This window comes from Streptomyces sp. NBC_01012 (assembly GCF_045162755.1).
In the GTDB taxonomy this organism is placed as follows: domain Bacteria; phylum Actinomycetota; class Actinomycetes; order Streptomycetales; family Streptomycetaceae; genus Streptomyces.
The window spans coordinates 6,648,412-6,660,652 of record NZ_CP108688.1 but is presented as its reverse complement, the minus strand read 5'-3'; the positions used below and the strand labels follow the sequence as shown (position 1 = coordinate 6,660,652).

The following is a 12,241-nucleotide window of genomic DNA, read 5'->3' as shown; positions in this document are numbered from 1 at the left end:
CCCCGCTCAGACGGACGACGGCTCGGCCGGCCACACACCGGCCAGCATCGCCCGGGTGTCCCCCAGCAGCTGCGGGAGCACCTTGGTGTGCCCGACCACCGGCATGAAGTTGGTGTCCCCGCCCCAGCGCGGCACCACATGCTGGTGGAGGTGCGCGGCGATGCCCGCGCCCGCCTCGGCACCCTGGTTCATCCCGATGTTGAAGCCGTGCGCCCCGGACGCCGCCCGCAGCGCGACCATGGCCCGCTTGGTGAAGTCGGCCAGCTCCGCGGTCTCCGCGCCGTCGAGCTCCGTGTAGTCGGCCACGTGCCGGTACGGCACGACCATCAGATGCCCGCCGTTGTACGGGTACAGATTGAGCACGGCGTAGACCCGCTCGCCCCGGGCGACGATGAGCCCGTCCACGTCGGACTTCGACGGAATCTCGCAGAACGGACAGCCGTCCCCGGCTCCCGGGCCGCTCGGCTTGCTCTCACCCTGGATATAGGCCATCCGGTGGGGCGTCCACAGGCGCTGGAACGCGTCGGGCGTCCCCACTCCGATCTGCTGTTCCGGCTCACTCGTCATGCCCGCCAGCATATTGCGTCACCCCCGCCGCGCGTGTCGCCGGGGGCGAGCCCGTCCGCCCACGGCGATGCTGGCGCCATGAGCGACCGTCCCACCGCCCCCGTCCCGCCCCGGCTCGCGGGCTGGGAACACCGCACGGAGATGCCGCTCCTCCTCGCGTCCCTGGTCTATCTCGCCGGCTACGCGGTGCACGTCCTGGTGCCGCGCCCCACCGAACCCTGGCGTGACATCACCCTCGTCCTGGTCGGCGTCACCTGGCTCCTCTTCGCCGCGGACTACGGCGTGCGGCTGCATCTCAGCGGGCAGGGCCGGCGCTTCGTCCGCACCCACTGGCTGGACACCCTCATCCTCCTGCTCCCGCCGCTGCGCCCCCTGCGCGTGGTCCAGCTCTACACCCGGGTCCAGCTGCACCGGGAGCGGCCACGGCTCAGCCTGCACGCCCGGGTCATGGCGTACGCCGGCACATCGGCGCTGCTGCTGGGCTTCTCCGCCTCGCTGGCGGTGTACCAGCAGGAGCGCGGCGTCCCGGACTCCACCATCCGTACGTTCGGCGACGCGCTGTGGTGGGCCTGCGCGACGCTGACCACGGTCGGCTACGGCGACGCGGTGCCGGTGACGCTGCTGGGCCGGGTGATCGCGGCAGGGCTGATGGCGTGCGGTCTTGCGCTGCTGGGGGCGGTGACGGGGTCGTTCTCGTCCTGGCTGGTGCAGACGTTCGCCCGGCAGGAGGACAAGAGGCCCCCGGAGAGCGAGTAGCTCTCCGGGGGCCTCCTCACCGGCCTCATGGGGTCACCGGCCTCATGGCGCGGTGATCACACCTGTACGCGTCGCTCCACCACGTCGGCGAGCTTGGCGATCGCCTCGTCACGGGCGATGCCGTTCTCCTGCGAGCCGTCGCGGTAGCGGAAGGACACCGTGCCGGCGTTCATGTCGTCGTCACCGACGATGACCATGAACGGGACCTTGGCCTTCTGGTGGTTGCGGATCTTCTTCTGCATCCGGTCGGACGAGGCGTCCACCTCGACCCGCAGCCCCTTCTTCCGCGCCTCGGCGGCGAACTCCTGGAGGTAGGGGATGTGGGTGTCGCCGATCGGGATGCCGACCGCCTGGACGGGGGCGAGCCACACCGGGAACGCGCCCGCGTAGTGCTCCAGGAGCACCGCGAAGAAGCGCTCGATGGAGCCGAACAGCGCGCGGTGGATCATGACCGGGCGCTGCTTGGTGCCGTCCGGGCCCGTGTACTCCAGGTCGAAGCGCTCCGGCAGGTTGAAGTCGAGCTGCACGGTCGACATCTGCCAGGTACGCCCGATGGCGTCCTTGCACTGCACCGAGATCTTCGGCCCGTAGAAGGCGGCGCCGCCCGGGTCGGGGACCAGCGGCAGTCCCTGCTTCTCGGCGACCTGCTGCAGCGTCGCCGTAGCCTCTTCCCAGGCCTCGTCCGAGCCGACGAACTTCTCCGGGTCCTTGGTGGAGAGCTCCAGGTAGAAGTCGGTCAGACCGTAGTCGCGGAGCAGGTTCAGGACGAAGGTGAGCGTCCGGTCCAGCTCCTCGGCCATCTGCTCACGGGTGCAGTAGATGTGCGCGTCGTCCTGGGTGAAGCCGCGCGAGCGGGTCAGGCCATGGACGACACCCGACTTCTCGTACCGGTAGACCGTGCCGAACTCGAAGAGGCGCAGCGGCAGTTCACGGTACGAACGGCCGCGCGCGTCGAAGATCAGGTTGTGCATCGGGCAGTTCATCGGCTTGAGGTAGTAGTCCACCCCGTCGTCGAGCTGCATGGGCGGGTACATGCCGTCGGCGTACCAGTCCAGGTGGCCGGACTTCTCGAAGAGCTTGCCCTTGGTGGCGTGCGGCGAGTAGACGAACTCGTAGCCCTCCTCCTCGTGGCGGCGCCGCGAGTAGTCCTCCATGGCCCGGCGGATGACGCCGCCCTTGGGGTGGAACACCGCGAGACCCGGGCCGATCTCGTCGGGGAAGGAGAAGAGGTCGAGCTCGCTGCCGAGCTTGCGGTGGTCGCGCTTGGCGGCCTCCTCCAGGAACGTCAGATGTGCCTTGAGCTCGTCCTTGGTGGGCCAGGCGGTGCCGTAGATGCGCTGGAGCATCGGGTTCTTCTCACTGCCCCGCCAGTACGCCGCGGCGTTCCGCATCAGCTTGAACGCGGGGATGTAGCGGGTGGTGGGCAGGTGCGGGCCCCGGCAGAGGTCCTTCCAGCACAGCTCGCCGGTCTTGGCGTCGAGGTTGTCGTAGATGGTCAGCTCGCCGCCGCCCACCTCGACGTCCGCGCCGTCGTCCGAGGACGCGGAGCCCTTGATGCCGATGAGCTCCAGCTTGTACGGCTCGTCGGCGAGCTCCTCGCGGGCGTCGTCGTCGGTGACCACCCGGCGGGAGAACCTCTGGCCCCGCTTCTGGATCTCCTGCATCTTCTTCTCGATGGCCTTGAGATCCTCGGGCGTGAACGGCTTCTCGACGTCGAAGTCGTAGTAGAAGCCGTCCTTGACCGGCGGGCCGATGCCCAGCTTGGCCTCGGGGTGCAGCTCCTGCACGGCCTGCGCCATCACATGGGCGGTGGAGTGCCGCAGGATGTTCAGGCCGTCCTCGGACGAGATCTCGACGGGCTCGACGACCTCGCCGTCCTTGAGCGCGTACGCGAGGTCCCGCAGCTCGCCGTCGACCCGCGCGGCGACGACGGTGCGCTGCCCGGGGAAGAGCTCGGCGGCCGTCGTGCCCGTCGTCACCACGTGCTCTTCCCGCTCGGAATCGCGTTGGATGATCACACGGACGTCTGACACCGGTCTCTCCTGACTGAGGGGGTGCGTCGCTCTCCACTGGCGCGCAAGAGGAATCGTACCGAGCCGGGGGCCCCGGACGCGAAAGGGATACCGCGGACCGGTCCGGGCGGCGTACCGGACACGGCTCGCGGGTATCACCGAACCGGGCAGAGGAATCCCGTCATCTGCCGTGCAGGCGCGAGGAGTTCGGGGATGATCCATTGGTTCGACGGGCCGTTGGCCGCTTTTGACATCGGGACGACAGGGCCGGACGCCGAGGAGGACCGGATCGTGTCGGCCGCCCTCGTCGTCCAGGACACGACAGGGGGACGGATCCGCGTCACCCGCTGGCTGGTCAGTCCGGGGATTCCGGTGCCGCCGGGCGCGACCGGGATCCATGGCCTGACCGACGACCATCTCCAGCGCAACGGCCGGTGGCCCGCACCGGTCGTCGAGGAGATAGCACGGGCTCTGGCGGAACAGAGCGCGACGGGACGGCCGCTGGCCGTGATGAACGCGCCGTTCGGTCTGACCCTGCTGGACAGGGAGCTCAGGCGCCACCGGGCGTCGTCCCTGGCCGGCTGTCTGCGGGACCAGCCGCTGCATGTGCTGGACCCACGGGTGCTCGACAAGCATCTGGACCGCTACCGCAAGGGGCCGCGCACCCCGGCGGACCTGTGCGAGGTGTACGGCGTGACGCCGGACGGCGGGCACGACGCGGCGGCCGGCGCGGCGGCGTCGCTCGAACTGGTGCGGGCGGTGGGGCGGCGGTTCGCCGCCCGGCTGGAGCGGCTGTCGGCGGCCGAGGTGCACGCGCTCCAGGCCGTGTGGCACGCGGACCAGGCGCGGGGACTCCAGGCGTGGTTCGAGAAGAGCGACACACCTGGGCCGGTGGACCCGGCGTGGCCGTTGCGTCCGAAGCTCCCCGCGGCGGCCTGACCGGCGCCGGGTACGCGAAAGCCGGTCCGTCGACGTGACTGACGGACCGGCTTTTCCCGGGTGGGCGATACTGGGTTCGAACCAGTGACCTCTTCGGTGTGAACGAAGCGCTCTCCCACTGAGCTAATCGCCCGGGAACGGGTTGAACCATACAGGGCTCGGCGCTCTGCGTTCAAACCGCTACTCAGTCGCGGAACTGAGTAGGGGAACGCATGTACGCGGGTGTGGCGGCGGCCACACTCCCGTACATGAGACATGTGCCGCCACCCGCCGAGGAATTGGCCCTCCTCGATCGCGAACTGGTCCGGCTGGACGCCCGTCGGCTCCAGCTGCTGAACCGCCGTGCCTGGCTGCTGGGCGTGCTGCGCGCGCCGGTGGCCGCGCCGCCGCCTCCTGCGACGCCCGCCGCCCGGCCGTACACCCCCGCACCGCCGTACGCCCCTGTCGGCCCCCGCCCCACGGCGGCGCCCGCGCGGGGTACGCAGAATGTGCTGCTGGTCCTCGGTGGTCTGCTGCTGACGGTCGCGGCTGTCGCCTTCACCCTGTTCAGCTGGGGCGAGATGGGCATCACGGGCCGTTCGGCGGTGCTGGCCGCGGTGACCGCGGGCGCGCTGGCGGCGCCCGTGCCGCTGCTGCGCCGTTCGCTGCCGTCGACCGCTGAGGCGGTGGCCGTTCTGGCCCTGGTCCTGACGGTGCTGGACGCGGTCGCGCTGCACGCGGTCGCGGCTCCCGGGACGGACGGGCTCGTGTTCTCGGCGGCCGCGTCGGCGGTACTTGCGGCGGGGTGGACCGCGTACGGGCTGCTGCTCGGTGGGCTGCGGGTGCCGCTGCCCGCGGCGGTGGTGGCGGGGCAGCTGACGCCGGTCCTGACGGCCTGGGCCACCGGGGCGTCCGCGACCGGCTTCGGCTGGGCGCTCCTGGCGACGGCCGCGGTGGACGTCGCGGTGGCCTCGCGGGGCCGGGGGCTCGCGGTACGGGTCACGGCGTGCGCCGGGGCGTGGCTGACGGGGCTGATCGCGCTGGGCCTGGCTCTGGCGCTGTCCCTGTCGGCCGACGGTGCGCGCGGGGCCCTGGAACCGGGCGCGTTGCTGCTCGCCGGTGCGGCGGTGGCGCTCGCCGGGGCGTGGCGTGCTCCGAAGGAGTTCGCCGTCATCGGGAGCGCGGTGGCGGGCCTCGCCGCGGTGGCGGCGGTGGGCGGCGTGCCGGGCGCGCAACTGCCGTGGGCCTGGGCGGTGGTGGTCCACCTGCTGTGCGGTGCGGCCCTGACGGTGGTGCTGTCGCTCCGGGTCCCGCAGCCGGTGGTGCGGGGGGTGCTGGCCGCCTCGGCGGCGGTCGTGGCGGGCGCGGTGCTGTGGGCGGCGCCCGTTCTCGCGGCCGCGCTGCTGGGCCCTGTGTCCGTGATGCCTGAGGTGTGGTCGGGGGCGCCGGCGGGTCTTCGGGGCGCGCTGGGTCCGTCGATGCCGTGGGCGGGGTCGGCTTCCGCCCCGGTGGTGCTCGCGGTGGCGGCCGGTCTGTCGGCCGCGCTGCACAGGAGGTGGCCGCGCGTGCTGCCGGAGAGGGGATGGCGCGTCGCGGCGGCGGCCGGCGGTCTTGTCCTGGGCTGGGGGGCGGTGCCGGTGCTGCTCGCCGAGGTGGACGCTCCGTACGCCACGGCCGTGGGCGTGGAGCTGCTGCTGATCGCGGTGCTGCTGGCGCTCGTGGTGCGCCGGGCGGCCGGCGCGGTCGCGCTGACGTGCCTGGTGTGTGCGCTGGTGGGAGGCGTGAGCGTGGGAATGCTCGGGCTGGCTTCCGAGCCCGCGACGTATGGGGTGTCGGGGACGCTGATGGTGCTGTTCGGTGCCTCGGCGGCGCTGTCCGGGGTGCCGGCGGTGCGCTCGGTGCTCGTCTGCGCCTCGGTGCCCTGCGCCATCGCCGTCAGCTGTGCGGTCGGGGCGTCGCTGGGCTGGAGCGCCCCGCACACCGCCCCGCTGGTGCTGGTGGTGACGGCGGCGACGGTGCTGCTCGGGGCGCGTGCGGGTGAGCCGGTGGTGGCGGCGTCGGTGGAGCTCGCGGGGGTGTTCGCCGCGCTGGTCGCCGTGGCACTCGCGGTGACGGACGGGCCGTTCCTGTCTCTGGTCCTGGGGCTGTGCGGGGTGCTGGCCGGGGCAACCGCGCTGCGCCCGGAGCGCCGGCGGACGGCAGGGGGCGCGGCTGCGGCGCTGTTCGTCGCGGCGGCGTGGGTCCGGCTGACGGCCTCCGGGGTGACGGCCCCCGAGGCCTACACACTGCCGGTGTCCGCGGCGGCGCTCGCGGTGGGGTACGCGCGCGGCCGCAGGGACCCGGACGCGTCCTCCTGGGTGGCGTACGGTCCCGCGCTCGCGACGACGATGGTGCCGAGCCTCGTGGTCGCCTGGACCGATGCCGGCTGGCTGCGGCCTCTGCTGCTGGGCGTGGCGGCGCTGGCCGTCACACTGGCGGGCGCCCGTCTGAGGCTTCAGGCCCCGCTGGTGGTGGGCGGTGCGGTCCTGGCGCTGGACGGCCTGCACGAGCTGGCCCCGCATGTGGTGCAGGTGTTCGACGCACTCCCCCGCTGGGCGCCCCCCGCGCTCGCCGGGCTGCTGCTGCTCGCGGTCGGTGCGACGTACGAGCAGCGGCTGCGCGACGCACGCCGGGTGCGGGCGAGCTTCGGCCGGATGCGCTGAGGCGCCGACGCCGACGTCCGCGTCCATGAGACGGCTCAGCGGGAGAGCTCGCGGGCCCGCACCGCGGTGGCCGCGGCGGCGAGGGCCCCGACGACGGGGACGGCCAGCGGCAGCACCAGGGCGCCGGACAGCACGACGACGGCCATCCCGCAGACGAGCAGGAGGGAGCCGGCCGGGTCGCGTACCGTGTCGCGGCCCGCCTCGGGCAGGAGGGCGCGCCAGGAGGCGCCGGGCTCCCAGCAGGAGGCGGCGCGTACCACGGCGACCAGGAGACCGATCATGGCGAGGATGCCGACGGCGCCCACGAAGGAGCCTCCGGGCAGCCCGGCGCGTACGGCCGCGAGGTCCAGCAGGAGCAGTCCGGCGGCGGCCCACACGGTCACGCCGACGAGCCATCCGCCGCGGACGGCGGCCCGGGCGTCGACCGCGAACTCCCGCAGGCCGCCCCGCTGACCGTCCAGGTAGCGGCGCAGATGCCGGGTCCCCGCGGCGAAGGCGGCGGGGAAGGTGACCAGGGGCAGCGCGGCGACGGCGATCCACACACCGACGAGCAGACACTCGGAGAACAGGGCGAAGCGTTCCATGACGCGTGAACGCCCGGCCCGCGCGGGGTTCCTGGTGGCCACGGTGTCAGCCCTTCAGACCCGAGGTGGCCATGCCGTCGATCAGATACCGCTGGAAGGCCACGAAGAAGGCCAGCACCGGGAGCAGCGCCACCAGCGACATGGCGACCATGCCGCCGTAGTCGGCCACCGCGTCCTGGTCGATGAACATCTTCAGCCCCATGGAGACGGTGTACTTGTCCGGCTCGTTGAGATACAGCAGAGGCCCCATGAAGTCGTTCCAGGCGTTGATGAACGTGAAGATGGCGCTGGTGACGAGCGCCGGACGGCAGAGCGGCATGACGACGGACCAGTAGGTCCGCAGATGTCCGCAGCCGTCCAGCCGTGCCGCCTCGTCGAGTTCCCTGGGCAGGCCGCGCATGAACTGCACCATCAGGAAGACGAAGAAGGCGTCGGTGGCCAGGTACTTGCCGATCAGCAGCGGGGTGAAGGTGTTGATCAGCTCCAGCTTCTGGAACAGGACGTACTGCGGAATGATCAGTACGTGGTACGGCAGCAGGAGCGTGCCGATCATCACGGCGAACATGATGGTGCGGCCGGCGAACCGCACCTTCGCGAAGGCGTAGGCGGTCAGCGAGCAGGACAGCACCACTCCGATCACGGAACCGAAGGCGATGTAGGCGGAGTTCAGGAAGAACGTCGAGACCGGGATGTCCGCGATGCCCTCGGTGAGCCGGGCGTAGTTGTCGCCGATGGGGTCGGCCGGGAACAGGTCGAGGCCGCCGATGATCTCGGAGCTGGGCTTGAACGAGGCCCCGATGGTCCACACCACCGGGTAGAGGACCACGGCGAGGATGACGAGCGCGCCCAGGTGCCAGGCGAGCGCGCCGGGCCCCCGGCGCCGTACGGCTGTGTGGTGGAGGCTCATCGGCCACCCTCCTCGTAGTGCACCCAGCGCTTCTGGGACCGGAACAGCACGGCGGTGACCAGGCCGACCGCGAGGAGCAGCAGCCAGCCCATGGCCGAGGCGAAGCCCATGCGGCTGTTCACGAAGCCTTGTTCGTACAGGTAGCAGGTGTAGACGAGCGTCGCGTCGGCCGGGCCGCAGCTGCCGTTGCTGACGATGTAGGCCGAGCCGAAGATCTGGAACGAGTGGATGGTCTCCAGCAGGACGTTGAAGAACAGGACGGGCGAGATCATGGGCAGGGTGATGCTGAAGAACCTGCGCCAGGGACCCGCGCCGTCCACCTCGGCGGCCTCGTACAGCTCACGCGGCACCTGTTTGAGGCCGGCCAGAAAGATGACCATCGGCGCGCCGAACTGCCAGACGGTGAGGGCGATCAGCGCGTAGATGATCATCCCGGGGTCGCCGATCCAGCCTCCGACGTCGACGCCGAACACCTTCTGCGTACGGTCGACGATCGCATCGTCCGAGAACAGCGCGCGCCAGACGATGGCCGCCGAGACGCTCGCGCCGATCAGGGAGGGCGCGTAGAAGGCCGCCCGGTAGAAGGACTGGCCCCAGCGCTTCTGCGACAGCAGCATCGCGACGGCGAGCGCGGCGGCCAGCTTGACCGGGGTGCCGATCACCACGTACCAGGAGGTGACCTTGACCGACTGGCGCCAGCGGGGGTCGGCGAACATGTCGGAGAAGTTCTGGAGGCCGATCCAGCGTGGCGCGTCGAACAGGTTGTACTCGGTGAACGACAGGTACAGCGAGACCACCATCGGCCCGGCGATCAGGAGCAGGAAGCCCGCGATCCAGGGCGACATGAACAGATAGCCGGCCAGGTTCTCGCCCCGGTCGCGCCGGGGCGGGTCCGCGGACGGGGCATCTGCGCCGCGGCCGTTCCGCTCGGTCCCGGAGCGGTCGCCCTCGGCGGCGAGCACGCCCGGTGAGGGGTGGATGTGAGTCACCACGGTCCTCTCAGTTCGAGGCGAGGGCGGTCTTCGCCTCGGAGAAGAACTGCTTCACGGCGTCCTTCGGCGATGCCTTGCCCAGGGACAGGTCTCCGCCGATGCGCAGGAAGGCGGCCTCGACGACATCGGCGCCTGCCGGGTGCGGTGTGATGGGCTCCAGCAGACCCGCGTCCGCGATCTTCGTCTCGTACTCGGCGATCGCCTTGTTCGGCGCGTCGGTGGGCCGGTAGGCCTCGAACTGGGCGGTGGTGGCGGGGACTCCTCGGTCGTAGCCCATGATCCGGGCGACCTCCGGGTCCTGCGTCATGAAGCTGATGAAGACCGCGACCTCGGCCGGGTGCTTGGTGCGTGCCGTGCCGCTCAGCATCAGGGAGCCGAGATACTGGCCGGTCTTCCCGCCGTCGGTGCTGGGTATGGGGGCGAGGCCGTACGAGCCCTTGCCCTCGGCGCTGTAGCGGACGGAGAAGTTGTCCCAGTTGAACTCGCTCGCGGACAGCCCCTTCGCGAGCGCGAGGGCGGGCTTGATCTGCTCGACCTTGTTGGGGTCGGTGTAGACCCCGGCCTTCACCCGCGCGAGCGCCTCGGTCCAGTAGGGCAGGAGTTCGGCCTCGCCGAAGCCCATGCCGTCCTCGGTGAAGAAGGCCTTGCCGTTCTGGCGGAGTATCAGGTCGTAGAGGTACATCACGCCGTGCGGTCCCGAGTCACCGGCCAGCCCCTGGCCACTTTTGATCTTCCTTAGGCCCGCGTACCAGTCGTCCCAGGTCCAGCCGATCTCCGGCGTGACACCCGCCTTCTCGTACGCCCGCTCGTCGATGACCAGGGCCATCGAGTTGCTGCCCACCGGGACACCGGTCAGCTTGCCGTCGATCTCCGCGAACTTCTCCAGCCCCGCGCGGAAGCCGTCCAGATCGAGGTTGCCCTTCTCCGCCTGGGGCTTGAGGTCGAGAAGGACGTTCTTCGCCTCGTACTTGCGCAGGAAGGTCACGGCGTTCTGGATGACATCCGGCGGGTTGCCACCGGCCGCCTGGGTGTTGAACTTCTTCCAGAAGTCCGCGTACTGCTGGAAGTCCGTCTTCACCTTGATCTTCGGGTGCTTCTTCTCGAAGAGGGCGACGCACTGCTGGACCTTCTTCGCGCGGTCGTCCGCGCCCCACCACGCGTGCCGGATGGTGACCTGACCGCCGGAACCGCTGCCGCCCGAGCCGCAGCCGGCCGCGGTCAGCCCGAGACCGGCCGCCGAGAGGCCGGTGAGCTTCAGCAGCTGCCGCCGGTCCATGCCGTTGTTCCGAGACATAGCTCGCCCCCACCCAGTCGACATTGAATCGTTTTAGAAAGCGCTTGCCGGGTCAAAGTAGGGAGCACCGAGGGGCGCGTCAACGGTTAGGACGAAATTTCGACGGCCCGACGACAGGTCGAACAAGAATGTGATGCGGCAGCGACGGAGGCATGCGAGAACGCCGATGGCCCGGAAGCTTCTCGGAAGCTTCCGGGCCATCGATCCGGGGTGGGCGATACTGGGTTCGAACCAGTGACCTCTTCGGTGTGAACGAAGCGCTCTCCCACTGAGCTAATCGCCCCGGCGCACGGCACACATTACCCCATGTCAGCGGCGCCACGGGACCATCAGCGGGTCATTGCTCGATCTTCCACGGCATCACCACGCCGAACTTCCAGACGTAGATCCCGACGAGCACCGCGATGATCACGAGCCCCACCGTGGTGAGGATGATGTTGCGCCGCCTGACCTTCGGATCGAGCGCGCGCTGAGCGGCTTCGGTGACCTTGCGGCGGGTCCAGCGCAGGACGAGCTGCGCCCAGACGAACTCGGTCGCCCAGATCGCCATACCGCCGAAGATCACCAGCCACCCGGGGCCGGGCAGCGGCAGCATCACGATGCCCGCACCGACGACGGCCAGGCCGACGACGAAGATCCCCACCTGCCAGCTCAGATGAAGCACCCTCGACGCCCGGATGAACCCGGGCGCCCGTGAGCCGAGCTCACGCTCCGCCGCGCCTCCGTCCCCCGCGTCGGAACCGGGGGCCGGCGTCGCGGCGACCTCGTCCCGCTCGTCACTCTCCGCGTTCATGAAGGCCAACCTACCGGAAGCGTGATCGTCACTGGAATGGACGCATGACCCAAAGTTACACACCCCTGGACGAGCGACCCGAAGCATCACAAATAGGTCAGAGGGGTTTACAACGGCACCGTAGGTGGCATGTCGATTTCGCCGACGTGCGAATCCCCGAGCGCACACTGAGCGAAAGGCCCTGGCGCTTATGAACACCACGGTCAGCTGCGAGCTGCACCTGCGCCTCGTTGTGTCGAGCGAGTCCTCACTGCCTGTACCCGCGGGCCTGCGGTATGACACGGCCGATCCCTATGCCGTGCACGCCACCTTCCACACCGGAGCGGAGGAGACGGTCGAATGGGTTTTCGCCCGTGACCTCCTTGCCGAGGGGCTGCACCGGCCCACCGGCACCGGAGACGTCCGCGTCTGGCCATCACGTAGTCACGGCCAAGGCGTCGTATGCATCGCGCTGAGCTCCCCGGAGGGCGAAGCCCTGCTGGAAGCCCCGGCGAGAGCCCTGGAGTCGTTCCTGAAAAGGACCGACGCCGCGGTCCCGCCCGGCACCGAGCATCGTCACTTCGACCTCGATACGGAGCTCTCGCACATCCTGGCCGAGAGCTGAGCCAGGCAGAGAGCTGCGGGACGCCGTCCGACTCGGGGAGACGGCGTAGCGCGGACAACCTCATAGGGCACACCGGCGCCGTCGCCGCGGAACCCACCGCGGCGGCGGCGCC

11 protein-coding genes and 2 tRNA genes are annotated in these 12,241 nt (G+C 70.6%); 4 read left to right on the top strand and 9 right to left on the bottom strand.

What is annotated here, in order from left to right:
- Nucleotides 1–6: 6 nt before the first annotated feature.
- Nucleotides 7–579: an HIT domain-containing protein gene (locus OG623_RS29810; protein ID WP_362890307.1), complete on the bottom strand. Its 573-nt coding sequence runs from the start codon at nucleotides 577–579 to the stop codon at nucleotides 7–9.
- 66 nt (nucleotides 580–645) lie between these two features.
- Between OG623_RS29810 and OG623_RS29805 the strand changes: the two genes are divergently transcribed.
- Nucleotides 646–1,323 carry a potassium channel family protein gene (locus tag OG623_RS29805; RefSeq protein ID WP_406150659.1) on the top strand — a complete coding sequence of 226 codons (678 nt, stop codon included), beginning with the start codon at nucleotides 646–648 and terminating at the stop codon, nucleotides 1,321–1,323.
- A gap of 56 nt (nucleotides 1,324–1,379) precedes the next feature.
- Here OG623_RS29805 and thrS read toward each other — a convergent pair whose 3' ends face one another.
- Nucleotides 1,380–3,356, bottom strand: coding sequence for a threonine--tRNA ligase (thrS, locus tag OG623_RS29800; protein WP_406150658.1), 1,977 nt, complete (start codon nucleotides 3,354–3,356; stop codon nucleotides 1,380–1,382).
- A 192-nt stretch (nucleotides 3,357–3,548) separates the two neighbouring features.
- Here thrS and OG623_RS29795 point away from each other — a divergent pair, with 192 nt between their 5' ends.
- Nucleotides 3,549–4,274: an exonuclease domain-containing protein gene (locus tag OG623_RS29795; protein ID WP_406150657.1), complete on the top strand. Its 726-nt coding sequence runs from the start codon at nucleotides 3,549–3,551 to the stop codon at nucleotides 4,272–4,274.
- Between the two features lie 61 nt (nucleotides 4,275–4,335).
- On the opposite strand, the gene OG623_RS29790 is transcribed toward OG623_RS29795, so the two are convergent.
- A tRNA-Val gene (locus OG623_RS29790) sits at nucleotides 4,336–4,407 on the bottom strand.
- 115 nt (nucleotides 4,408–4,522) lie between these two features.
- Here OG623_RS29790 and OG623_RS29785 point away from each other — a divergent pair.
- Nucleotides 4,523–6,955, top strand: a complete 2,433-nt coding sequence (locus OG623_RS29785; RefSeq protein ID WP_406150656.1) for an SCO7613 C-terminal domain-containing membrane protein — start codon at nucleotides 4,523–4,525, stop codon at nucleotides 6,953–6,955.
- Between the two features lie 35 nt (nucleotides 6,956–6,990).
- On the opposite strand, the gene OG623_RS29780 is transcribed toward OG623_RS29785, so the two are convergent.
- The 6 genes from OG623_RS29780 to OG623_RS29755 all read right to left on the bottom strand — a co-directional run bounded on the left by OG623_RS29780 (nucleotide 6,991) and on the right by OG623_RS29755 (nucleotide 11,525).
- Nucleotides 6,991–7,539 carry a hypothetical protein gene (locus OG623_RS29780; RefSeq protein ID WP_406152070.1) on the bottom strand — a complete coding sequence of 183 codons (549 nt, stop codon included), beginning with the start codon at nucleotides 7,537–7,539 and terminating at the stop codon, nucleotides 6,991–6,993.
- Between the two features lie 46 nt (nucleotides 7,540–7,585).
- Entirely contained in the window at nucleotides 7,586–8,446 is an 861-nt protein-coding gene (locus OG623_RS29775) for a carbohydrate ABC transporter permease (protein ID WP_406150655.1), read from the bottom strand.
- Complete coding sequence (locus OG623_RS29770; RefSeq protein ID WP_406152069.1) at nucleotides 8,443–9,435, bottom strand: carbohydrate ABC transporter permease; 993 nt, start codon at nucleotides 9,433–9,435, stop codon at nucleotides 8,443–8,445. The genes OG623_RS29775 and OG623_RS29770 overlap by 4 nt, the downstream gene beginning before the upstream one ends.
- Before the next feature lie 10 nt (nucleotides 9,436–9,445).
- Entirely contained in the window at nucleotides 9,446–10,732 is a 1,287-nt protein-coding gene (locus OG623_RS29765) for an ABC transporter substrate-binding protein (protein WP_406150654.1), read from the bottom strand.
- Nucleotides 10,733–10,943: 211 nt separating this feature from the next.
- A tRNA-Val gene (locus tag OG623_RS29760) sits at nucleotides 10,944–11,015 on the bottom strand.
- A gap of 54 nt (nucleotides 11,016–11,069) precedes the next feature.
- Entirely contained in the window at nucleotides 11,070–11,525 is a 456-nt protein-coding gene (locus tag OG623_RS29755) for a TIGR02611 family protein (protein ID WP_406150653.1), read from the bottom strand.
- 190 nt (nucleotides 11,526–11,715) lie between these two features.
- Between OG623_RS29755 and OG623_RS29750 the strand changes: the two genes are divergently transcribed.
- Nucleotides 11,716–12,129, top strand: a complete 414-nt coding sequence (locus OG623_RS29750) for an SsgA family sporulation/cell division regulator (RefSeq protein ID WP_003959770.1) — start codon at nucleotides 11,716–11,718, stop codon at nucleotides 12,127–12,129.
- Nucleotides 12,130–12,241: the final 112 nt, after the last annotated feature.